A 25186-nucleotide genomic window follows, 5' to 3' on the forward strand; every position below is an offset into this window, starting at 1 on the left:
TTTATTAATTTCTTTGCCATTTTGTATAAATTTTTCTCTATTTCCTACTTTATCATAACTATATTCATTTACAGTACCATTTGGTAATTCTTCTCTTGTTAGCTGATTATTGGCATCGTAAAATAAGATCTAAAAATATGCCAAAAACGATATACCTATCTTAAAAATGTATATTTTAATCTCTAAACCGTTATAATTCATCCTAATTTTGCTATATCGTAAAATAAAAATACCACAGAGATTGGTAGGGCAATCGAGGAAATAGAAAAGGAAGCAGTGGAACTGTGCGAGACCACTGAAAAAGTCCATTTTTTTAGAAACTAGATTTGAATAAAAGGGCTGAAATATCTAGATATGCCAATAAATTGGGAAAAACATAGTGTTTTTCAGTTCTTTTAGAAATTGAACCAGTCTTTTGAGAGGATAGGATAGCTGCTATCCTCTTTAGATTTACTGCTAAGGCAGCAAGTTTTGCCTGTATGGACATGCTTTTTAGACCGTACCCCCTGGCACGATCTAGCCCGTGAAAATTTTTCATCTCACCGTTCTTCCACTCCTGACAAGCTCTTTTTTTATATTTCTCTCTGAACTCCTCTGTCTTTTGTTGTTGACTATATTCGTAGAATTCAGGAGTGTTTATTCCAACGACAAGAATTTTCCCTATTCTTTTTTCCTTGATACACTCTGCCCTTAACGGGCAGCTTTTGCACTGCTCCTTTTCAAAGTAAAACTTATACGTTTCCCTCCCACGTTTGTCTTTGTAATATTTTTTCCTTTCCGTTTTATTCCCCTGAGTACAAAACCATTCATCGGAATCTTTATTGTAACTGAATAGATTTTCGTCTACTCTATATGCCATAGCACTTACAGGAATATAAGGAGTGGCTTCTAGTTCCTTCACTTTATCAAGAATTGGTTTCTTGAAATAGGCCTTGTCTCCATACACTTCATCTATAGTAATACCACAATTTTTAGAACGTTCGATTAGCTGATTGAATTGCGTTCCATCTACGTAAGCTCCATGATTCACAGTTACTGCAGTGATAATTCTGTCCTCGGTTGTGATTATGTATTCCGTTTTATATCCAAAAAATTTATCTGTTTTGCTTTTGTGTCCAATTCTTGCATCTTGGTCAACAATGGATCGCACTCCTTTTTGTTCGATAAATTTAGGGTCATTTAGAATAGCTTTGGTATTTTCAATTATTGCCTTTGTTTTAGAACCATCTATTATTTCAACGTTTTCCTCCACCTGTTTAATAGTTTCTTCTAGAAAGACCTTCATGGTTTGTTTAGCTTTCTTGTGGTCCTCTATTTCTTTATAATCAGGAATATTCTGGTTGAGTGCCTCAGGCACTTTTCCGTTCTCTACTTCTACAGCTTTGAACAAGCTCTTTACCAATTTCTTCATGATTCTTTCGGGAGTGGCTTTGAATGTATTTGCTTCAGAGTGCGTAGTATCAATACTCACACTACTACTGCTTACAATTCCCTTATCAACACATTGTTTGACGACTTCTACGAGAATTTCATCTAATGTGAATTCCTGCAGACGATGGTTTCTGAATTTCGCTAGAAGGCTTGGATGAGGAAGTTCCTCCTCTGGATTTATACCGAGAAAGTACATGTAGGCAATATTAAGGGAAGCGTCCTCTATTACTCGTTCATCAGAAAGGTTATAGAGATACTGCAGTACAAGGAGTTTAACCATGAGCTCTGGATCTTTGGCGGGACGTCCATAAAACTTATTATAAGATTTCTCAATCATACCCGTAATAAAACTAAAATTAACAGCTTCCTCAATAAGTTTAAGAGTATGATTCTCTGGGATTTTAAAGTATAATGTGGAATAGAAGCTTAACTGCATATCTTTGCTTTTAAGCATAAGAAAATCCTCCTTTTTTTGTTTTTTTTGGTTTCTAGTCAATTCCATTATACCAAATCCGGAAGGATTTTCTTTTTTTTTGCCCTTAATATGATGAATTACCATTTATTTGGAATCGTTTTTCAGTGGTCTCGAACTGTGCCCCTACTTCCTTAGTTAACATTTTGAAAAGAAAATTCTAGATTACGTTAATAGTTTATTAATTACCTCTTTAACTTTATTTAATGTATCTAATTCATTGTAATAATAATTATACTTTCGGTATTTTTGCACTTCTTCTTCAAAAGGAGAATATCGGCTGGTTATATGTGCTAACTCTTCAAAAAGTTTATATTCAGTTTCACTTAACTGGTCATAATCTACCTCGGTATTAAATGTAATAGTAAAATTATCTGTGAAATAACCAATATTGATTTTCCCTTCATAATAATCCCTAATTAATTGATATAACTTTCTAACCTCGTCGTTCACAATTATCCCTCGTTTTAATTCACTTTTTTGGTTTTGGTATTTGTTTAAGTGGTCCCATAGATTTTCTAGCATATTCAAAATGATAAATTGTATTACTTTTCTTATCATATAATACTTCAAGATTATACTTTTTCCCATTTTTATACATTGTTGTATAATACATTTTTGCACTTGAGCCTTTAGGATCCTTATATCCCTTCCCTTTTAACGCTTGTTTTAAAATATTCACAGGGACATATCTACCAGGGTTTTCCATATGAGCTGCAGGGGTTTTAGCAAATTTTAAACCACCTTTAGTGACGATACCACTATTTTTTAATTTTACTTTGGACTTTGATTTCGACCACGGCCAGCTAAAGTTAATTCTAGCTCCTCCACCCCCACCAGACATAGAGCTATTTTCATTACCTATCTTTTGCTCACCGTTGGGATCAAAATAGTTAACAGGATTATTTTCCGTATATATATATCCGTTTTGTGATAAAGATAAATCAGTTTCTCCAGGATACGGATCAATTGCCAAGAAGATCCCACTGTTAGGATCATAATATCTAGCCTTCAAATAATAATGTTTTGTCTCTTGATCATAATAATAACTAGCATAACGGATAGTATTTTCTTTCGCAATCGTTCCTGTTTCACTTAGCATATTTCCATATGCATCATACGAATAGGATCCTACTTCTACTCCCGTATTATCTATTATACTACTTACATCGCCACGTTGATTTGTTAAGAAATAATAAACGCTAGTCTTCCATGTTCCATCTGAAGCTTTCTGTTTGATTGTCATTCCGACTGCTTTACCGAAATTATCCCATTGGTAATAGCGGTACTGCTGTATCACATTGTTAACACTAATAACTTCTAATGTTAAATTATCCTCTTCACCATCATAATAATACTCGTACGTTTTAGAACCAACTATCTTTTTCGTTCTTAGTCCTTCGTTGTCATATTCATACTTAGCAACTAAACTACCTGTTAATCTTGATATACTAGTTAAGTTACTCATGTCATTATACGTATAACTATAACTATCGTCTTTTATTAAATTTCCATCCGCGTCATAGTTAAAGGTTATATTAGCATTCTTTGTTTCAATCTGGTTCGCTTCATTAAAAGTATATTTACTTACTTCCGTTCCATTTTGTTTAAAGCTAGCTCTATTTCCTACTTTATCATAACCATATTCATTGACAGTACCGTTGGGCAAGACTTCTTTTACTAACTGATTATTTGCATCATAAGAATACGTCGTTGATCCATCTTTATTCGTTTCAGTCTTAATATTTCCTGACTTGTCATAAGTATAAGAAAAAGATAAGAAAGATTGTGTATTCTTTAAATAGGAAATTTTCGTTAAATTATTACTATCATCATACTGGTAATCATTATTAATTAATCCATTATGAAAATTAACTGCTGCTTTGTTTTGTTTTAAATTATAAGTATAATCAAGAACCATCTTAGTATCATTATCTGTTTCAGAAACTACTTGTTTGATTTTCCCTTCGTCCGTATAACTGAAGTTTTGCTTTATTGTTATTGGGACATTTCCACTTACATTTGTTGTTTGATTTTCTACTCGATTTAGAGAGTCATAATAATAATCAACAGTGTAACTGCCTTGAGTAAATTTAGATACTAAATTATCAATAGTATAATTATAAAATTTTATTATTGATATATTGTTCACTATATCTTTAAAGCTTAATGTCGTTAACTGACCAGCATTGTCGTACGTTTGATTCCATTCAAAAGTAGATGTCCCATTTTTGTTCTTAACTGTTACATTTTTTAGTAAATCAACCTGGTCATATTGATACTTCTCAGTGACACCAGAATTTTGGGTGACCTGTTGTAAATTCCCATTAACATCATACAGATTAGAAGTCTTTATAACAGCAGAACCTTTTCGTGGAAAGGACGAAGTTAGTAAATCATCATTCCCATTATACGTGTATGATTTTTTTCTATTTAAAGCATCTATCAAAGAAACCATATTACCATTATCATCATATGCATAGGTTGTTGTATTTCCATTACCATCTGTAACAGATTTCTTTATATCCGGGTATAATACATCAAAAGTATAACTTTGGCTTCTATTTTCTCCATCTACTTCCTTCACAACTTGACCATAATCATTATAATAAGAGCTTGTTGTTACTCCCTTAGCATCTGTAACAGTGACTCTCTTATTTGCTTCATCATATACAGTTTGTGTATAGGTGTTGTTAGGATTTGTTACTTTCGTTACTCTTCCAATTCCATCATATTCATAAGACGTTACTTCTTCCCCAACCGTTGTGGTTTTTAGATTGTAACCATCATACTGTAAACAGTCACTTTATATCCTCTCAAATACCGTTGGAATTTTCAAATTCCTCCGGAATTGTTTATATACTTCTCTAGAATAATGTGCTAAATTTTTTGCATATTAGAAGGGGGAGTTTTTTTATGATCAAATTTCATGATTTTGGTATCAGCTTAGTGGAGTATGAAAAAAGAGGAAAAAAGAATGAATTTCCTTTGTTTGATGTATGTCCAAACTGCAAATGTCATGCCCATGGGAATCTTCATCGTAACGGCTATTACTGGCGATATGGAATAACTGATGAGACAACCGTACGTATCCCAATTTGTCGCCTAAGATGTTTACAGTGTGGAGTGAATATCTCTATCCTTCCAGACTTTCTTATCCCTTATTTTCAACATACTATTCATACAATTATAGAAAGAGTGATGAAAATTCTTCAAAGGAAAAAAGCGAAAGGCAGCCGACAATTATTGAGGTTCCATCTTAATCGTTACTTAAAATGTATTAATTGGATTCACAGCTTCTTTATCAGCTTGGGGAAGAAAAGTGGCATGTCAGAGGATATAAATAGAGAAGCCACAAAATATATGAAAATGATCCTTGATTTTGGCGAATCACCCTTCTTACGAAGGTCACGGGGTCACTTATCAAAATACTTTATGGCAAATTAATTCTATCATATTTGGGTGAATTTAAAAATGTTCTTTGTCCCACATACCTTTTTCATAGTCAGAAAATATCGAAAAAAGTAGAATAATAACCATGGATGACCGGTCATCCTTCTATGAAAAAGGAGGAAGATTCCATGAATGAAAAAGAGCGTGAAAAAGTGGCCTTATTTCGGTATGGCTTAATAGCCCCCCTCTTGAATGGACAAGTTGACCCGAAAGAATATTTAAAAGGATTAGAGGGTAAGGTTCATTCTGTCCCTCATTATGGAGAAAGGAAAATTGCAGAGAAAACAATGAAAGAGTGGCTGCTTCATTATCGAAGAAATGGGTTTGAGGCACTAAAGCCGAAAAAGCGCATGGATAGAGGGAATTCTCGACGGCTGTCCCCTGATGACCAAGATCTTGTTCTTGAAATACGAAAAAAATCTCCCCATATGCCGGTTAGTGTTTTCTACGAACAACTAATCGAGCGTGGAGAGATACAAAAAAATCAAATATCTTACTCTACTATAATTCGATTATTAAAAAAACACAACCTTGTAGGAAAGCAAATTTTAGCGACTCCAGAAAGAAAACGTTTCGCTCACGACAAGGTGAACGTATTGTGGCAGGCCGATTTATCTCATGGGCCATTTGTGCCCATCAATGGAAAAAAGACAAAGACCTTTTTAATTGCCTACATTGACGATTGTTCTCGCCTTGTGCCGTACGCGCAATTCTTTTCGTCAGAGAAGTTTGATGGATTAAGAGAAGTCACGAAAGAAGCTTTAATTCGAAGGGGAAAGCCGACCATCATTTATGCGGATAATGGCAAGATTTATAGATCTGAAACGCTTCAATATGCTTGTGCTCAGCTTGGGATTACCTTAGCTCATACGCAGCCGTATGATCCCCGTGCGAAAGGGAAAATAGAAAGGCTATTTAAAACGATTCAAACACGGTTTTATCCATTATTACAAGCGGAGCCAGCCAAGTCATTAGAAGAGCTGAATGAGAGGTTTTGGCGATGGCTTGAGGAAAATTATCATCGAAGAGTTCATGCCTCTTTAGAGGGTAAAACGCCTCATGAGGTGTTCCACTCTCAACTAAAGGATATAACATTTTTGGAGGATTTGTCTATTCTTGAAACAATCTTTTTGAAAAGAGAGCAACGGAAGGTAAAGGCTGATAGTACGATAACCTTAAATAAGCAACTCTACGAGGTACCTTCACGTTTTATCGGTTATTCCATCGATGTGAGGCTAGACGAAAAAGGTGTCTATATCTTTGAGAATGATAAGAAAGTGGCTGAAGCAGTTCCGGTATCCATGAAGGATAATGCGCATGTAAAACGGGCTCGCTCTCCATTTTCATTATCTCAAACAGCTGAATTGAAAGGGGAACAAGATCATGTATAAATCTTTTTACTCTTTAGCTCAAGCACCATTTTCGAAGGATATACGGCCAGCGGATGCGTTTCCCTCCACTGATTATCAAGGGGCTTTAAATGCATTAAATTATTTACAAAAATCAAAGGGAATGGGTCTCCTTATTGGGGATCCAGGCGCAGGCAAAACCTTTACCTTGCGGTCCTTCAAGGAGTCATTAAACCCTTCTTTATATCATCTAATCTATTTTCCCCTTTCAACTGGTGGTGTCATGGATTTTTACCGGGGGTTAGTATACGGCTTAGGGGAGGAACCGAAGTTCCGTAAAGTTGATCTTTTTAGGCAAATTCAACATGGAATCGAGCGAATGGCTGGGGAACGGAAGATCACACCCGTTTTCATTTTAGATGAAATGCATATGGCCAAAGATGCCTTTTTGCAGGATATCGCACTATTATTTAACTTTCAAATGGACTCAACTAATCCGTTTATCCTGGTTTTAGCTGGCCTACCGCACTTAAAGACTCGCTTAGCGTTAAATCATCATTGGCCACTATCACAGAGAATGATTATGAAATATGAGATTCAACCATTATCGAAAGAGGAAGTATCCAATTATATACATCATCATATGAAGCTAGCAGGATCGAAAATGCCTATCTTTACAGAAACCGCTATAGAAGCTATTGCTTTACGTTCTCAGGGTTGGCCGCGTGTTATTAATACATTAACGATTAATAGTTTATTATTTGGATCTCAGCTTAATAAGGAACAGATTGATGAGGAAATTGTTAGGTTAGCTATAGAGGATAATGGCTTGTCATGAAGCGTGGGATATTAGTATTTGACCATTATCAGCAAGAATGGAGAGCGTGGTTAGGACAACAGTCCTTTTGGGTAGAGCAAGGCCAGTCATTTGAACTGAGAATCCAAACCAGATATTTAAAGGCAACCTTGGAAAAGGACTTTGATTGGTTCATAACTCTTGAAAGTGAAGTAAGGTTCGTTCTCCACACTCACGAGGTGTATAAAATCCGGATAAAAAGACAGGATTATATGCCAGTTCATGCCCCTTTTTAGGGGTTTTCTTTTACCAAATTTAAGCTGAAATTAGTTGAAAAAGATTTTGCACATTCCGAAATATAGTGAAAAAAATAGCACATTATTTCAGATTTTCTCCCGGATTAAAGTGGAAAAGAGTATCTGGAATATTATGCTCGTTTACAATCATACACATTAACCGTTTTTACGCCATCAGGATCTATTTTTTCAAGGAGCTGGTTTTTATCATCGTATTTTACATACTGTGTTTGTTTTCCATCTTTCTCAATTGCAGTTTTAATATTTCCATTGGCATAATAGACATTACTTTCAGTTTGTCCCTGTTCATCTGTTGTAGTTAGAACATTGTAATTATTATCATACGTACTTTTAGTAGACGTTCCATCAAAATTTATTACATCCGTTACACCAAATGTTTTATTAGCCGTGTCTCTTTTATACAGTGTTTTCTTCTCGGCAGTATCTAATACTGTATACTCATTTTTATTTTTATTAAATTGGTAAGTGGTTAAGATTGACTCTTTTCCATCTTCTTGTGGTGTTAAAATACTTATTTCGTTTGGTGAATAACTTATTGAATTTTCGTTATCTTTAGCATCGATATATTCTGTTAGTAATCCTGATTCTTCGTCATACCCATATAAATTCGAAATTACTTTAGTTGTTCCAGCGGCTTTAATCAGCATATCACTAAGTTGATTTTCTGCGTTATATACATATTCAACTGTTCTATCTACATACTTTGTTTGGTAAAGTAATCCATTTTTGTAAACCAAACTAATAGACTTTCGAATAATGCTATTATTTGTATCAACTTCTGCTATCTCTCTTAATTCGCTCCCTACATATTTAAACGCTATTTGATTGTTATTTCCATCTCGATATGCATACAATCTAAACTTATTAGGTGTATTTGGATCTGCTTCAAATATTTTAACAAATCCAGATTTATCTGTAAGTGTAAAAGCAGCTCTGTTATTTAAGATCGTATCCTGTAATGTTAAATACTTCCCTTTAGGAGAGGTATACGTACTATTTGTTGTATTATACACAAATTCATGTCTTGTACCATCCTCATCCCATAAATAGAAATTATTATTAGAGGCAGCTTTTATTAAATATTCGCTTCCTTCAAATGACCAACCTCTTCCTAGGACAGAAGATTGATTTGATTTTGAATTATAATATCTGGTAAAATCGAATCCTAAATTTCCTTTAGTAAATAATGAGTGATCTGTCTGACTAAGGGTTAAGTTGCCAGTCGTAACATTTACTGAAACTTCAGAGGTTCCCATAGTATGAGTTCCATAAGTAAAATAATCTTCTAACCCAACCAATGAATCATCAGCTGTAAAGCTTGCATAAAGATTGGAAGATTTTGCGCTTAATCCTCTAAATTCTTCTTCTAGCTTTTCTTTCTCTACCGTATCAGGAGAATTTTGATAGGTATGGTAGTATGCTTGAACATTTACTAAATAAGCTTTTTTATCTAATACGGTTTGATTAGTTGTATTTACTTTTTTATAATGACTCGTTGGATCTACAGGTAGATTTTCTATCCCTGGGAACAATTCAATTCCTTTTGAATTCCATTTCGTAGTATTTCCTACATCGTATGAAACAAACTCATCTCCATCAAAAACGTTAACGACATAACCACCTGCGTCAGTCACTGCGTCCCATTGAACATTTATTTCTCCTAAGTTTTGCGCATCATCTGTGATAACTGTACTAGTTACTTTCACATTTTTAGGTTTTTCTATTGGAATATATCCATAAATGGAATCGGAATATGGAGTAACACCAAGACTAGATTCGGCCTTAACTCTTATAGAATAACGCTTGAATTTTTGATAACCACCTGAATTTATATATACTGGATTAGGATTAGCAGCTAATTCCACACCTGTTTTATCATGATGAAGGGCAAATTTACCAGCTGCCACTTCTGCATCAGTTGGCCATATTTTTTGCCCTTTCGTCGACCATTTATTTACATTCCCAACCGAAAATTCTTCGTAGTTTTTCCCATTTAATATTAAAACGCGATAATTAGTTGCATTAGGAACTTTATCCCATGAGATTTCAAGCCATCCTCTTCCTTTATTGGTCGTATCCGTTTCTGGATATGCAAAAGCTTGAACGGATGGAATATCTGGTGTCTCAACTAAATTTGCCGGAATCGCTTTTTTCACTTCAGATGAAGCTGGGCTATTTCCGCTGCTATACTTCGCAATAACTCTGAACCCATACTCTTTCCTTGTAGTTGAAGTTCCACTTTTTGCAGTATAGTATGCACTTGGGTCTACTGGAAGTTCCACACCAGTCTTATCTAACTTAAAAGTACTACTAGTTGAATAAGGTGTTTTCGGAAATATCTTCTTGTCTTTAGATGACCAAGTTGTTGCTGTTCCAGTATAAATAGTTTCAAAACTTTTTCCGTTAAACATTTGAAGTTCATAACCGCCAGTAGCACCGTAGACAGACGGCCAAGAGACATCAACGTATCCTGTTGACGCACCAACGGAAGTTTGTGTAGCCTTCACTGTTGGATTTTTCATCGTTGGGTAATGATAGGAAATAACTATTTTGGCTTTGTTTGCACTTTCACCAGCAGTTATTTTTTTCCAATACGATTGACCATTACCATTAGTATGAAACTTAAATCCTTCGTTAGCGTATTTTGTATCTACCCAATCCTGAACCGTTTGTTTTACATTAAAAGTAGCCCATTGATCTCTTGCAACAGTTGTACTTGTAATATTTGTTGAGCTTGGTTTATTATTCCATGTTAATAGATCAGCAGTCCAATAAGCATTTGCTTTATCTACCCATAGACCTGTCTTTTGCGTGGCATAGTATGAATGAGTAACATATACTTTTAAATCTGCTGCATCAATAACTGCTCCTTTTAAATCACCCACAATAGCAAACTTAATAAAGGCATAGTTAGTTCCAGTTGTACTATCATACTTTCCTACTTTTAGAACATATTCTCCCTGTGAGGAATCCCATTCTTTATTGTAATTTGTTGTAGGATAAGCACTTGAAACAAATGTATCTCCTAACATATTAATCGTAACTGATGGATCAACATACACAGGAAATACTCTATCTTCTGATTCTAACCAAGACTTATCAACTATAAGTCTTATAGCATATTCATTTTGACTTATTTGTTCTAGTTCATAAACTAATGCATCTGATTTTACTCCATTACCCAAGCCCTCGTTAAAATTTGAATCCTCCATCATTGGAGTTGGGAGTGTAAACACTTTCTCTTTCATACTTTTATCTTCATAAAAGTTGATGGAGCCATCCTCTTCTAATTGAGCAATCAGATCAGTATTTACCACGTAATTGAATTGACTAATTCCTTGATAATCATTTATTATCCAGTCTTCTTTTACTTCATTATTTAATGATACATGACGTAAATCAATCCCTGGTAATACTTCTTCATATGTTACTTTATTATCTTGATAAGAAGTTGTTGTATCCTTTTTAAATTGAAATTCATCTTGACCATTAGATGCTGTGATATTTGTAAATTCTAAACTATGATCACCAAATGTATATAATATTTCTTTATTTGACGATATTTTGGACGGATAAACAGCTTGAAGTTGTGTAGTTTCCGTCTCCAATATACCTTCTTCTTTATTTAGAGATAAATCTGTTGATATCTCTACCCATTCTCCGTTTATCTCTGTATGAATGGGTTCCGCATATACTTCTTTTGTAAATTGACCTTGTTCATCCACATAGGTTTTAGAATAAGCATCTCTCTCTGTTTCTACTTCTTCTAAATTAGCCGTTACACTATTTTCCTCTGTATTCTCTAAAATGGTTTTATCTATATCTGTGCTTTCTCCTTCGTTGGCACCAGCATATATTGGCATGATGGAGATAAATAGAGTAATACAAAGAATTAAAGATATAATTCTTTTAAACAATCGAATTCCCCCTAATATATTAAAATTCGATTAATTATAACTATTTTCAATAGAAACAGATATTTTTTTTTCGACAAACTTCTACAATTACACCTTATATTAAAATACTAGACAATTTGTTTACACATGAGATACTAGCTAATGCTAAGTTGACAATGTATTTACCATTATTTAGGTTTGTATTTTTTTGTCGAATCCTTTTCACTAATTAACTTTAATTACCAATAATAATGTTTATTAAGATAGATAATCTCCTATATGTATAAAATTTTTAATTTATCATGAAAATGATATCCCAAATATACTATAAGTCGTGGAAAAATGAGGAAGTGCTGCAAATCTCTTTGAATTTAACTTTTTCTTACATTCTAAAAGAGGAAATTTTTTTCTGTTTTCTAGAAAATACAAACAAGAACAGAAACATTTGATTGATATATACACAAAAAGGGTGCTTCCCTAAAAAGGAAACACCCCTACTCAAAAATATGATTATTTACCTGTTACTTCTTCAATAATAGCAAGTACCATCTCAGCCAATTTATTTAATTCTTCGATTGGCATTTTTTCATTTGTTGTATGAATATCTTCATAACCAACTGCTAAGTTAACAGTTGGGATACCAAAACCGCAGATAACGTTGGCATCACTTCCGCCACCGCTTTGTTGTAATTCACAGCTTCTGCCGATTTTTGTAGCTGCTTTTCTAGCTACTTCCACAACATGGTCACCTTCACCAAATTTAAAGCCTGGATACATGACATCTACTTCGACAATTGCTTGTCCGCCCATCTCGGTTGCTGTAGATTCAAATGCTTCTTTCATCTTAGCTACTTGAGCAAGCATTTTATCTTCTACCAATGAGCGTGCTTCTGCAAGAATATCTACATGGTCACAAACGATATTTGTTTGTTTACCTCCAGCGAAACTGCCTATATTAGCTGTTGTTTCTTTGTCTATACGACCTAAAGGCATTTTTGCTATCGCTTTAGAGGCAATTGTAATAGCAGAAACTCCTTTTTCAGGTGCCACGCCTGCATGAGCCGTTTTTCCTAAAATCGTTGCTTTTACTTTTGCTTGTGTTGGTGCTGCCACAACAATATTTCCTACTTCGCCATCACTATCTAGTGCATAGCCGAATTTTGCTTGGATTAACTTCGGATCAAGTGCTTTAGCACCCAATAAACCTGATTCTTCCCCTACTGTTATAATAAACTGAATGGTTCCATGAGGAATATTATTTTCTTTGATTACAGTAAGTATTTCAAGCATAACAGATAAACCAGTTTTATCATCTGCCCCAAGTATTGTCGTGCCATCTGTTACTATGTATCCATCTTTAATTGACGGTTTTACTCCAACTCCAGGAACTACTGTATCCATATGAGATGTGAAGTAAATAGGATCAACGTTTTCCTTCGTTGCCGGAAGCGTACAGATCAAATTACCTGCACCATGACCAGTAATAGCAGTTGTATCATCCTCTATTACTTCTAAGCCTAATTCTTCAAATTTCTTTTTTAATACAATACTGATTTCTTTTTCAAATTTTGTTTCCGAATCGATTTGTACTAGTTCTAAAAACTGATTTAATAAACGCTCTTGATTAATCATTTTTTTGTTCCTCCAAAAATTAGTGACATTATTAGTATACGCTTATAAAAATAGAACATCAAATGAAAATCACATAATGAGTTATCTATAATTCCATATGTTTATAGTTGTACCATTCTGCTATTCTTAGTAAAATAGACAGTAAGAATAGTATGACATTGGAGGATTCTATGAAGAAGAAGAAAAATAGATTACAAAAGATTGTTGTATATTTAATGATCTTTATTATGCTAGCATCTACTCTGTTAATCGGCATTGGGATGTTATTTTAAACGAAGACTATCTACATTTATGGAAGCGAAGAGGTATAAGCCTTCTTCGCTTTATTCATGATTACTGAATTGCCCCATACGCTCTTGCTAATTCCTCAAAGCTTTTATCTGACTTTATAATCAGAACTTTGGTTCCTAAAGGAATTAAATCATAAATCGATTCTACTGCCTCATTTTGCATGCGAACACAGCCATTAGACACATAATTTCCAATAGATTTTGGATTATTGGTTCCATGAATACCATAAATTCTTCCATCTGTATTCTTCGCATCAAAACCAATCCACCGTGTTCCCAACGGATTATTTTTGTTTCCCCCAACGATATTTTTTTTTCGATAATACGGATTAACTGCTTTAACTGTAATTGTAAATAAACCTTCTGGCGTTAAGTCTTCTTTTTTTCCTGTCGATACACTAATCGTTGTTTGAACTCGATCTTCATCTATAATGGATAATTGATTGGTTTTTTTATTAATAATGACAAAGGAATCCCCTGGCAGAGGGTTTTGCCCTAATGGCCAGATAGGTGAGACAGTTAGGAAAATAGAGAGAACAAGTTTCAACATACAATCACACTCCCTTTTTTTCTTAGTTTGTGTGGATGTTTGTCCTTTATACGAAAAGGAATAGTATCTTTCTAGGTTTATTCTTTCTTTATTCAGCTTTACGAAAACTTATTTTTTCTCTAAACTTAATAAAAAAAGATTCCTTCATCCCAAGACAAAGAAATCTTATTGTATTCATTATTACAGCATCTTTTCCAAAAATTCTTTTGCACGTTCTGTTTTTGGATTGGTGAAAAATTCTGCTGGTGGTGCGTCCTCTACTACAATTCCACCATCAAGGAATAATACTCTGTTTGCAGCTTCTCTCGCAAAGCCCATTTCATGTGTCACAATAAGCATGGTAATACCGGTATTAGCAAGTGATTTCATTACCTCAAGCACTTCTTTGACCATTTCAGGATCCAATGCTGACGTTGGTTCATCAAATAAGATAACTTCAGGATTCATTGCAAGGGCACGAGCAATTGCAACCCTTTGCTTTTGACCACCAGATAAGCGGCTAGGATATACATCCGCCTTGTCAGCAAGTCCTACTTTATCTAGAAGCTCTTTGCCCATTTTTTCAGCTTCCGTTTTACTTAAGCCCTTCACCTTAATCGGTGCATATGTGACATTTTGCAATACAGTCTTATGTGGAAAAAGATGAAAATGCTGAAATACCATCCCAACGTTTTCTCTAATTTTTTTTATATTTGTTTTTTTATCCGTAATATTAGTGCCATCAATAATTACTTTTCCTTCAGTAGGCACTTCAAGCAAGTTAATGCAACGAAGAAAAGTAGATTTTCCTGAACCAGAAGGACCGATAATGGTCACTACTTCTCCTTTTTTGACCTGTGTATCAATCCCCTTTAAAACTTGAAGAGAGCCATAGGATTTATGCAAATTTTCAACATTAATCACTTCTTCTCATTCTCCTTTCAACAGCTTTTGCCAATGTTGTCAGTATCATAACTAATACATAGTAGATAAGACCTGCCAGAATCATTGGCTCCAAATATGCATATTTTTCTCCACCCATTATATACGCTCTACGCATAATATCTGTTACACCAATTACCGTTACAACCGCTGACTCTTTTGTTAAGGAAACAGCCTCATTGATTAATGCTGGGAAAATATTTTTTAAAGCCTGTGGCAAAATTAAATCGAACATCGCTTGTCTTGGTGAGACACCTAATGCCATCGCTGCCTCTTTCTGGCCACGATCTACTGCTAAAATTCCGGCACGAATAATCTCAGAAATATAAGCAGCTGAATTTAAGCCAAAGGAAAGAATGGCGGCAACCGCGGGTTCAATTTGTATCCCAGTTAACTGGGGGACACCAAAATAGATAATCATTAATTGCAAAACAAGGGGCGTCCCTCTGAATACAGATGTATAAATTGCGGCAATCCAGCTTAATACTGGAATCTTACTTAGTTTAAAAATCGAAAGTATAATTCCTAAAATAAATCCAATAATTCCTGCTACAATAACAATTTGCAATGTTACTGTTATTCCCTTCAGTAAATAAGGAAGCGATGGAATAAATTGTTGGAAATCCAAGCCCATTAATATCTCAATCCTTTCATAAAAAAACAGGGTGTCTTCTATCTCTATTTATAGCTTAAAAACAAGAAAACGTTTAGGGCAAAATTTGCCCTAAACTGTCCCCGGCTTTCACTTATCAATTAGTTATCAAACCATTTAACAATTAACTCATCAATTTCTCCGCTATCTTGCATTTTCTTTAATTCCGCATTGAACTTACTAGTTAATTCACTGCCTTTTGGAAATGCAATCGCAGAACCTGCATCCTGATTAGCTTCTTTTGCAGGGAAGGATGTTAATGTATCCTCTTTATTTAAATAGCCAGTAGCAACGACATCTTCAATTATTGCTGCATCAAATCTTCCAGCTTTAATTTCTTGAATTAATTGTGGGATTCGGTCACGGTTCTCCACAGTAACCTTTACTGTTTTAGCAATTTCTTTTGCTGCATCCTCTTGAATAGAACCTAATTGCACCCCAACTTTTTTCCCTTCAAGGTCTTGTACAGTTTTAATATTGCTATCTTTTGTTGTGATAACTAAATCTTTTGATGTGTAATATACATCACTGAAATCAACGTTTTCAGCTCTTTCCGGTGTAGGAGACATACCTGATAGTACTAAATCTACTTTTCCAGATTGTAATGCAGAAATTAATCCGCTAAAGTCCATATCTTTCACTTGGATTTCATACCCAAGTTTTTCGCCTAATGCATTTGCTAAATCAATATCAAAACCGATAATGTCATCACTTTTTGCTGTATCAATATATTCAAATGGTGCATAGTCAGCTGAAGTACCCATTACAAGTACCTTTTTATCAGAAGATCCAGTATCACTATTTGAACTATTCTCATCAGTAGAAGTACCACATGCACCTAAAACAACTACTATAGACAACAGCATTAATGCTAATAATTTTTTCATTGTTTATTATCCCCCTATACTTTCTAATGCTTCTATTCTCTATTAATATTGCTTGTTTGTTGCAAATTATAAGATAATCTTTCATTTATATTCATGCAACAATATGAATTTTAACACATACTTATAATTATTCAATACAATTTATACAAATTCAATTAATGAAATACTATTCTGAAAAAACTTAATTTTTAAATAATACCTTTAAAACTTTTTGAAAATTCCGTTTCTATTAGACGAAAGCCTTGTCTTTATTGCTGTTAAATTTTGATAAGCAATTATTATCAAGAGGCTAATTACTTTCAATATGTTGTTTTTCTATCATAAACCTGTAAATTTCCCCTCAAAAAAAAAGCCCAGATTCCTGAGCTTTTTAGCAAATATACAGTGCTTATTTAACTTCTTCACAGTATTCTTCAAATGCATTTTGCAGCCTTTCTACTACTTGCATTGGATCATGCCCTTCGATTTCATGGCGCTCCACCATCTTAACAAGCTCTCCGTCTTTCATTAACGCAAAAGAAGGAGAGGAAGGTGGAAAGCCAGTAAAATAAGAACGAGCTTGTTCTGTTGCTTCTTTATCCTGTCCTGCAAATACAGTTACTAATTGATCTGGTCTTTTTTTATAATGTAACGAGTAGCCAGCAGCTGGTCTTGCAATTCCACCAGCACACCCACATACAGAATTCACCATCACTAGCGTCGTGCCTTTTTGGGATAATGCTTCATCTACTGCTTCTTTTGTCGTTAATTCTTGATACCCAGCATCTACTATTTCTTGGCGTGCTTGACGGACAACATCATTCATGAATAAGTTAAAGTCAATATTCATCGTTTCGCTCCCTTTTATGAAATATTTTTCTTCCTACATTATTATAAAAAATGTATTCATTTTCAATATATATGTTTGTATTAGCTGTATTCACAATTTTCGGAACTGAATTCTCCCATTTCTTAATAGATTGGCGTTGTTTCCTCAGATGTAGTTTCTAGTATTTCCTTAATTCTTTGTAAGAATCTTCCGCAAACAAGTCCATCTAATACTCGATGGTCTAGTGACATACATAAATTCACCATATCTGAGATAGCAATCATATTCTCTTTAATTACTGGTCTTTTCACAATTGATTCCACTTGAAGGATTGCAGCTTGTGGATGATTGATAATTCCCATTGACTGAATAGATCCAAATGAGCCTGTGTTATTGACAGTAAATGTGCCATCCTGCATTTCATCAATAGTTAGCTTTCCAGTTCTTGCTTTGTTGGCAAGTTCTGTAATCTCTCTTGCAATTCCTTTAATTGATTTTTCGTCAGCGTTTTTTATAACTGGAACAAATAACGCACCTTCTGTTGCTACAGCTATGGAGATGTTAATATCTTTTTTCTGAATGATTTTGTCTCCAGCCCAAGTAGAATTAATTTCTGGGAATTCTTTTAATGCACGGGCAACTGCCTTCACAAAAAAGGCAAAGAATGTTAAGTTATAGCCTTCTTCTTTCTTAAAGGAATCTTTTACTTTATTTCTATATTGGACAAGCTTTGTTACATCAACTTCTATCATTGTCCAAGCATGAGGAATTTCATGCTTACTTTTTACCATATTAATTGCAATTGCTTTCCTAACTCCAGTAATCGGCAACTCCTTGTCTCCCGCTTTTGTTTGAATACTACTATGTACAACCGTTTCTTTAAGGGGAGTTTTTGCAACATTTACAGGTGCTTTCTCTTCTTCTTTCACCTGTGGAACACCGTCGCTTATCGCTTTTTGAACATCTTTTCTTGTAATTCTTCCACCTGCGCCTGTTCCCTTTAATAGCGCTAAATCAATTCCAGCTTCCTGAGATAAACGTAATACAGCTGGTGAATATCTAGTTTTTTGACTCGTGTCAGCATGAATAGATACATCCACTTCTTTTTTTACTGTCTTTTCTTCCTGAGACTGTTCTACCTGTGATTTATCCCCTTCTACTTCAATGGTACATATTACTTCGCCTACATCAAGGGTTTGCCCTTCTTCAGCAATTAATTCTTTAATCTTTCCAGAAAAAGAAGAAGGAATTTCTGCATTTACTTTATCTGTCATAACTTCAGCAAGAGGATCATATTTATTGACGACATCCCCTACAGCTACAAGCCAATTGCTTATCGTACCTTCTGTTACACTTTCTCCTAATTTTGGCATGGTAATTTTCTCGATTGGCATCTGTTTTCACTCCTTCTTATGCGACTTAAAATTCTGCGAGCTTTCTCATTTCAGTTTCTACTTTTTCTGGCGTAACTAAGAAGAATTTTTCCATCGTTGGTGCATATGGCATCGCAGGAACATCTTCTCCCGCTAAACGCATAATTGGTGCATCTAAATCAAACAAACAGTTTTCGGCTATAATGGCTGCCACTTCACTAATCACACTGCCCTCTTTGTTATCTTCTGTTATTAATAGGACTTTTCCGGTTTTCGAAGCAGCTTCGATAATTGCCTCTTTATCTAGTGGATAAACGGTTCGTAAATCTAAAACATGGGCAGAAATCCCGTCCTCTGCCAATTTTTCAGCAGCCTGCAGAGCAAAATGGACACATAAGCCATAAGTAATAACGGTAATATCATCACCCTCCCGTTTGACATCTGCTTTACCGATTGGCAGCACATAATCTTCTTCTGGTACAAACCCTTTAATTAATCGATAAGCACGTTTGTGTTCAAAAAATAAAACAGGATCCGGATCTTGAATGGCCGCCTTTAATAAACCTTTGACATCATATGGAGTGGAAGGCATCACTATTTTCAATCCAGGAGTATTAGCAAACATCGCTTCAACTGATTGAGAGTGATAAAGTGCCCCATGAATCCCCCCTCCATAAGGTGCACGAATGACAATAGGACAAGTCCAGTCATTATTGGAGCGATATCTAACTTTTGCTGCTTCTGAGACAATTTGATTGACAGCAGGCATAATAAAATCAGCAAATTGCATTTCTGCAATAGGCTTTAAACCGTACATTGCTGCTCCAATTCCTACCCCTGCTATAGCTGATTCAGCTAAGGGAGCATCAATTACTCTTTCTGCGCCAAATTGTTCGTAAAGACCTGTGGTAGCTTTAAAAACTCCCCCTTTTACCCCTACATCTTCACCTAGGATAAATACTTTGTCATCTTTCTCCATTTCTTCTCGAATGGCTTGAGTTACTGCATCTATATAAGATATTACTGGCATCTACATTTCCCCCTTATTCGCCATACACAAATTTAAGCGTATCTTCTGGTTGTGCATATGGCGCCTTTTCAGCATAATCTGTTGCTTCATTTATTTCTTCTGCAATCTTTTTATTCAAGCTTTGATCCAATTCTTCCGTTAATATACCAGTCGAGATTAAATAAGCTCTGAAGGTAAGTAATGGATCCTTCCCTTTCGCTTCTGTCACTTCTTCTTTTGCACGATAGCTACTATCATCATCATCAGAAGAATGTGGAGTCAAACGGTAAGAGACGGTTTCAATAAGTGTTGGACCTTCTCCTCTTCTTGCTCGATCCACTGCCTCTTTTGTGACACGATATACTTCAATTGGATCATTTCCATCCACTGTATATCCTGGCATTCCATAGCCAATTGCTCGATCGGAAACATTTGCACAACCTAATTGCTTTTCGATTGGAACAGAAATGGCATATTTATTATTCTCACATAGAAAAATAACAGGTAGTTTATGCACACCAGCAAAGTTTGCTCCTTCGTGGAAGTCTCCCTGATTCGAAGAACCTTCTCCAAAGCTTACAAAGGTAACAAAATCTTTCTTTTCTATTTTACCTGCTAACGCCACACCTACTGCATGTGGTACTTGCGTAGTTACTGGAGAAGAACCTGTGACAATACGGTTTTTCTTTTGACCGAAGTGTCCTGGCATTTGTCTTCCTCCTGAGTTCGGGTCTTCTGCTTTTGCAAAGCCTGATAGCATAATATCCTTAGTAGTCATCCCAAAAGTTAGCACAACCCCTAAATCACGGTAATATGGCAGCATATAATCTTTTTCACGATCAAAAGCAAAAGCTGCTCCTACTTGTGCCGCTTCTTGACCTTGGCAGGAAATAACAAACGGAATTTTCCCTGCTCGATTTAATAACCACATTCTTTCATCAATTCTTCTAGCTAGGAGCATCTGCTCATACATAGCCAATACTTGGTCGTCTGTTAAACCAGCTTCTAAATGGCGATTATGGACCATCGTCATATTATTACCTCCTAATGGATTCATTTTTGTTCCCCCTACTTATCTTCTTCCCCTATTTTTGTAAACTTTTTATTTAGCCATGAATTGCTTTACCTTCCACTGCAAGTGCTGCCTCTCCAATAGCCTCTGATAATGTTGGATGTGGGTGAATCGTATTTCCGATTTCCCAAGCTGTTGCATCGAGTACTTTTGCAAGAGCTCCTTCTGCGATTAAGTCAGTAGCATGTGCCCCGATAATGTGTACTCCTAATAAATCCTCTGATTCTTTATCCGAAATTATTTTTACAAATCCATCTTGTTCTCCATAGATAAGCGCTTTTCCAATTGCTTTAAAGGAAAATTTGCCTTTTTTAATCGAATAGCCAAGTGCAATTGCCTCGTCTTCTGTATAACCTACACTAGCTATTTCTGGACTAGTATAGATGCATTTAGAAACTGTTTTATAGTCTAGTCGATGTGGCTTTTCCCCAGCAATATGTTCAACGGCAATTATTCCTTCATGTGATGCTACATGTGCTAGCTGTAATCCTCCAATACAATCCCCAATCGCGTAAATATGCGATTCCTTTGTTTGATAGTATTCATTCGTTTGAATTTGATTATTAACAACCGCTATTTCTGTATTTTCAAGTCCGATTCCTTCGACATTTCCAATTCTTCCTACAGATACAAGAAGCTTCTCTCCTTCGAATGTTTTGTTTTCGCCATTTTTTTCTGCTTGAATGGTTACCTTCGTCGAGTCTTTTTGCAAGGTTTCTGCCAGTACCTTGGCACCTGTAACAATGTTAATGCCTTTTTTCTTTAAAATTCTTTGTAATTCTTTACTAATTTCCTTATCTTCTGTAGGCACTAATCGTTCACTATATTCTAAAATAGTAACTTCTACATCAAAATCTGAAAGCATGGAAGCCCATTCAACTCCTATTACTCCACCGCCAACAATAATAATTGATTTAGGGAGCTCCTCCATTTGCAACGCTTCCTCCGAGCTAATTACAGTCGATCCATCAATCTCTAATCCTGGTAAGCTTTTCGGTCTTGAACCAGTCGCAAGGATTACATGTTTGGGAAGCAGCATTTCATTTTCTTCTCCATTATTCATTTCAACGGAAATGGTTCCTGGCATAGGAGAGAAGATGGATGGTCCTAATATCCTTCCGTTCCCTTCATAAACATCGATTTTCCCTTTTTTCATCAAAAATTGAACACCGCTATGAAGCTGATTTATGATAGTAGTTTTTCTTTCTTGTACACGACTAAAATCTAATCGTATATCTGATGTAAAAATCCCAAATTCATCACTTTTTTTCGTTGTCGCATAAACTTCCGCACTTCTTAATAGTGCCTTACTTGGAATGCAACCATTATGTAAACAAGTACCACCTAATTTTCCTTTTTCTACGACTGCTGTATTTAAACCTAATTGGGAGGCTCGAATCGCTGCTACATAGCCTCCAGTTCCACCACCTAGAATGACAAGATCATACTCTTTTGCCATTTTTCCACACTCCTTTACTTAAATACTCTTTTGCTAATTCTTCCTTACGTAATACTCGTAATACACCCTGTGCCAATGATTGTCGTTCATTTTCGCCTGGATATACCATTATATCTGCAATCCAACTAACACGTTCCATAATTAATTTTACAAATAAATTACTATATGCAAGTTCACCGGTTAAGATAATTGCGTCTACTTTTCCTAATAGCACCGTACTTATACTCCCGATTTCCTTAGCGATTTGATATGCTAGAGCTTCAAAAATCGGATAATTCGGATTATCAGCCTTTTTTAGCTCTTCTTCTAAATCTAAAACCCCTCTACTCGGTTTATCGATATAAGCCATTACCCCTGAATGGTATAGTAATTCATGCTTCATTTCTTCGTAGCTGAATTCTCCAGAATAACATAAATCGACTAAATCACCATGAGGAAGGGTTCCAGAACGTTCGATACTAAACGGCCCTTCCCCATTTAATCCATTGTTAACATCAATTACTCTTCCATTCGAATGGGCACCGATTGTAATGCCGCCACCAAGATGAGCAATGATTAACTGAACCTCCTCATACTTTTTACCAAGTTCCATCGCTGCTCGTCTCCCAGATGCTTTATGATTAAGGGCATGGAAGACACTCTTCCTTGTAATTTTCGGATAACCAGAAATCTTGGCAATGCTGTCCATTTCATCTACAACGACCGGATCAACTATATAGGAGGGAATATCGAAATGCTCTGCAATTTCATATGCAATAAGCGCTCCCAAGTTAGAAGGATGTTCCCCTCTTGTTTGTCCAAGTAAATCATCGCGCATAGCAGTATTAACAATATAGGTTCCACCATCAATTGGCTTAAGCAACCCGCCCCTTCCACAAACAGCAGCTAATTTGGAAAGATTGATTCCTTTTTCCATTAGATAAGAAAGAATTTCATTTGAACGGTATATATATTGTGAAACAATGGAAGGGAACCCCTGTATTTTTTCAGCTTCATGATGTATATCGGCTACTATTATCGGAACCTCATTTTCATAGAGGGCAATTTCTGTTACAAATGACCTTGGGTTTATTACCAATATGCGAAATTTACTCATTTTAAAAACCCCTTGTCAAAAAATTAATTCAAGTCATATTTATCCAATTTATAATATAAATTACGGACAGATAAACCTAATGTTTTAGCCGTTAACGTCTTATTTCCATCTAGCTTGCTTAAGGTTTTCTCAATGATAACTTTCTCATATTTTTCAACTAGCACAGAAAGTGTTTGATTATCCTCATCCGTATCAAAGTACAAATCCATTGGCTGTTCTTTCTTTGTCTTTATGGAAATTGGAACGAGATGCTCTGCTGTAAGAACGGTAGATTCTTCTTGGGCTCTTATTACAGCAAGTTGTAAAATTGCCTTTAATTCTAGTATATTGGTTGAGTATGAATAAGCTTCTAATACTTTTCGAGCTTCTAAATCAATTTCACCTATCCATCTACCACTTTCTTTGTTTAACTCTAAGAGAAAATGTTTAGCTAATGGATAAATATCCTCCTTACGCTCACTTAATGGCGGTAAGTAAATATTCGATTTCATTAGCTCATCATATAGTTCTTCTATAAACATTCCAGCAATTAGTGCTTTCTCTAGCTTGATAGGTGATGAAACAATAAGACGAAGGGAGTATTCTTGCTCTACCTTCCCAAAGTCCTTAATTATTTCTAGTAGCAAGGATTGTTCATCCATCGATAAGGAGGTGACATTTTCTAAGTAGACCGTTCCTTTATAATTACCAAAACGCTTACTTAAAAGCTTTATTAGTTGTTGTCTGTCTCTTTTTGGATTTATACGCTTGAACAATCCAAACTTATTTTCACTGCCATTATGAATAGCGTTAGCAAGCATAAACTTTCCAGTACCTTCTTCTCCTCTAACAAAAATGACACGTTTACTAGCAGCTGCTAGCTTTGCTTGCTCAATCGCAAATTTCATAAATGGGGAATGATAAATAAAATCAATAAATTGATAGCTATGCTCTAACCCACGTATTATCGATTTTGTTTGCTCTAGCTCATTTTTCAAATAGACTGTTTCGGTTTCATTATGAATAATTTGCAAACAACCTTTTAATATTCCATTCACTATAATCGGTGTACTTTTTATATGAAGAGAGGATGCGTCTGTATTGATTGTTATCTCCGCATCTCGTCTTGTTTGAAAGACTTCTTCTCTATTTTTGATCATTAATTCGCAACCATTTTGCTGCTTCAGTATGGAAAGCAGTTCTTTATATGATGAATTTTGCATAATAACATGACCAAGTTCATCGACTACAACATATGCCTCTGCACTTTTTTGCAAAACCAATGTCAGCAACATCCGTATATTGTCATCGTCCGCCCATTCTCTTTTTTGACCAGCTTCCTGTAATACTGCTAATGCGCCAATCACTTGATTTTCCTTGTTTTTTAAGGGATAACGAGAAATTAAAAGATAATCCTTTTCAGATATCGCAAACATTTTCTGTTCTTCTTTTCTTTTAGTATGCAATACTCTCATCATTCCACTAGTAGGAATACTCGATAATATATGCTGATCTATTTGTAGATGATATTGTTTTTGCATCATTCTTTCCGCACTTTTGTTGAAATAACAGATGACTCCATGATTATCCACTAGGATAATCCCTTCCTTCATTTCGTCAAAAAGGGTATAAGAGGTTGACTGTATAGTTCGATCGATCATTAGCACACTTCCTATCTGTTCATCCGTGCAATTTATTTCATATCTATACTATACCCATCTCTCGATTAATATGCAATTTTTTT

At 35.2% G+C, this 25186-nt stretch carries 21 protein-coding genes; 5 read left to right on the plus strand and 16 right to left on the minus strand.

The window, feature by feature from the left end; genetic code table 11:
• Positions 1–313: 313 nt before the first annotated feature.
• The 3 genes from AB3U99_RS15180 to AB3U99_RS15190 all read right to left on the minus strand — a co-directional run bounded on the left by AB3U99_RS15180 (position 314) and on the right by AB3U99_RS15190 (position 4490).
• On the minus strand, positions 314–1885 hold the full coding sequence (locus AB3U99_RS15180) for an IS1182 family transposase (protein ID WP_400242236.1): 1572 nt from the start codon (positions 1883–1885) through the stop codon (positions 314–316).
• A gap of 183 nt (positions 1886–2068) precedes the next feature.
• The gene (locus tag AB3U99_RS15185; RefSeq protein ID WP_400242238.1) at positions 2069–2356 is read right to left on the minus strand and encodes a hypothetical protein; all 288 of its coding nucleotides are present in this window, start codon (positions 2354–2356) and stop codon (positions 2069–2071) included.
• Between the two features lie 19 nt (positions 2357–2375).
• Positions 2376–4490 (minus strand): RHS repeat domain-containing protein, encoded by a 2115-nt coding sequence (locus AB3U99_RS15190; RefSeq protein WP_419095929.1) that lies wholly within the window; start codon positions 4488–4490, stop codon positions 2376–2378.
• A gap of 329 nt (positions 4491–4819) precedes the next feature.
• Between AB3U99_RS15190 and AB3U99_RS15195 the strand changes: the two genes are divergently transcribed.
• The 4 genes from AB3U99_RS15195 (at position 4820) to AB3U99_RS15210 (ending at position 7797) form a co-directional block, all read left to right on the plus strand.
• Positions 4820–5350: a DUF6431 domain-containing protein gene (locus AB3U99_RS15195; protein ID WP_400242239.1), complete on the plus strand. Its 531-nt coding sequence runs from the start codon at positions 4820–4822 to the stop codon at positions 5348–5350.
• A gap of 134 nt (positions 5351–5484) precedes the next feature.
• Positions 5485–6747, plus strand: coding sequence for a DDE-type integrase/transposase/recombinase (locus tag AB3U99_RS15200; protein ID WP_400242241.1), 1263 nt, complete (start codon positions 5485–5487; stop codon positions 6745–6747).
• A complete protein-coding gene (locus AB3U99_RS15205; RefSeq protein WP_400242243.1) occupies positions 6740–7543 on the plus strand; it encodes an ExeA family protein in 804 nt (267 codons plus the stop codon). The genes AB3U99_RS15200 and AB3U99_RS15205 overlap by 8 nt, the downstream gene beginning before the upstream one ends.
• A complete protein-coding gene (locus tag AB3U99_RS15210; protein ID WP_400242245.1) occupies positions 7540–7797 on the plus strand; it encodes a DUF5348 domain-containing protein in 258 nt (85 codons plus the stop codon). The genes AB3U99_RS15205 and AB3U99_RS15210 overlap by 4 nt, the downstream gene beginning before the upstream one ends.
• Positions 7798–7928: 131 nt before the next feature.
• On the opposite strand, the gene AB3U99_RS15215 is transcribed toward AB3U99_RS15210, so the two are convergent.
• Entirely contained in the window at positions 7929–11735 is a 3807-nt protein-coding gene (locus AB3U99_RS15215; RefSeq protein ID WP_400242247.1) for a DNRLRE domain-containing protein, read from the minus strand.
• 489 nt (positions 11736–12224) lie between these two features.
• Positions 12225–13346, minus strand: a complete 1122-nt coding sequence (locus tag AB3U99_RS15220) for a tripeptidase T (protein WP_400242249.1) — start codon at positions 13344–13346, stop codon at positions 12225–12227.
• Between the two features lie 170 nt (positions 13347–13516).
• On the opposite strand from AB3U99_RS15220, the gene prli42 reads away from it, so the two are divergent.
• Positions 13517–13618: a stressosome-associated protein Prli42 gene (gene prli42, locus AB3U99_RS15225; RefSeq protein ID WP_156827795.1), complete on the plus strand. Its 102-nt coding sequence runs from the start codon at positions 13517–13519 to the stop codon at positions 13616–13618.
• 61 nt (positions 13619–13679) lie between these two features.
• Here prli42 and AB3U99_RS15230 read toward each other — a convergent pair whose 3' ends face one another.
• The 11 genes from AB3U99_RS15230 to AB3U99_RS15280 all read right to left on the minus strand — a co-directional run bounded on the left by AB3U99_RS15230 (position 13680) and on the right by AB3U99_RS15280 (position 25103).
• Positions 13680–14186 carry a L,D-transpeptidase gene (locus tag AB3U99_RS15230; protein ID WP_400242251.1) on the minus strand — a complete coding sequence of 169 codons (507 nt, stop codon included), beginning with the start codon at positions 14184–14186 and terminating at the stop codon, positions 13680–13682.
• Between the two features lie 180 nt (positions 14187–14366).
• Positions 14367–15089, minus strand: coding sequence for an amino acid ABC transporter ATP-binding protein (locus AB3U99_RS15235; RefSeq protein ID WP_400242253.1), 723 nt, complete (start codon positions 15087–15089; stop codon positions 14367–14369).
• Positions 15082–15741, minus strand: a complete 660-nt coding sequence (locus tag AB3U99_RS15240; RefSeq protein WP_400242255.1) for an amino acid ABC transporter permease — start codon at positions 15739–15741, stop codon at positions 15082–15084. Before AB3U99_RS15240 ends, AB3U99_RS15235 begins: the two co-directional genes overlap by 8 nt.
• 119 nt (positions 15742–15860) lie before the next feature.
• Positions 15861–16646 carry a transporter substrate-binding domain-containing protein gene (locus tag AB3U99_RS15245; protein WP_400242256.1) on the minus strand — a complete coding sequence of 262 codons (786 nt, stop codon included), beginning with the start codon at positions 16644–16646 and terminating at the stop codon, positions 15861–15863.
• A 388-nt stretch (positions 16647–17034) separates the two neighbouring features.
• A complete protein-coding gene (locus AB3U99_RS15250) occupies positions 17035–17475 on the minus strand; it encodes a BrxA/BrxB family bacilliredoxin (protein WP_400242258.1) in 441 nt (146 codons plus the stop codon).
• 122 nt (positions 17476–17597) lie between these two features.
• Positions 17598–18848, minus strand: a complete 1251-nt coding sequence (locus AB3U99_RS15255) for a dihydrolipoamide acetyltransferase family protein (RefSeq protein WP_400242260.1) — start codon at positions 18846–18848, stop codon at positions 17598–17600.
• Between the two features lie 25 nt (positions 18849–18873).
• On the minus strand, positions 18874–19857 hold the full coding sequence (locus tag AB3U99_RS15260; RefSeq protein ID WP_400242262.1) for an alpha-ketoacid dehydrogenase subunit beta: 984 nt from the start codon (positions 19855–19857) through the stop codon (positions 18874–18876).
• 13 nt (positions 19858–19870) lie between these two features.
• Positions 19871–20863 carry a thiamine pyrophosphate-dependent dehydrogenase E1 component subunit alpha gene (locus AB3U99_RS15265; protein ID WP_400248096.1) on the minus strand — a complete coding sequence of 331 codons (993 nt, stop codon included), beginning with the start codon at positions 20861–20863 and terminating at the stop codon, positions 19871–19873.
• 79 nt (positions 20864–20942) lie between these two features.
• Positions 20943–22367: a dihydrolipoyl dehydrogenase gene (lpdA, locus tag AB3U99_RS15270; RefSeq protein ID WP_400242264.1), complete on the minus strand. Its 1425-nt coding sequence runs from the start codon at positions 22365–22367 to the stop codon at positions 20943–20945.
• A complete protein-coding gene (gene buk, locus AB3U99_RS15275) occupies positions 22351–23463 on the minus strand; it encodes a butyrate kinase (protein WP_400242266.1) in 1113 nt (370 codons plus the stop codon). Before buk ends, lpdA begins: the two co-directional genes overlap by 17 nt.
• Before the next feature lie 23 nt (positions 23464–23486).
• Positions 23487–25103, minus strand: a complete 1617-nt coding sequence (locus AB3U99_RS15280; RefSeq protein ID WP_400242268.1) for a sigma 54-interacting transcriptional regulator — start codon at positions 25101–25103, stop codon at positions 23487–23489.
• Positions 25104–25186: the final 83 nt, after the last annotated feature.

The organism is Niallia tiangongensis, assembly GCF_044704065.1.
GTDB classification, from domain to species: Bacteria; Bacillota; Bacilli; order Bacillales; family Cytobacillaceae; genus Niallia; species Niallia tiangongensis.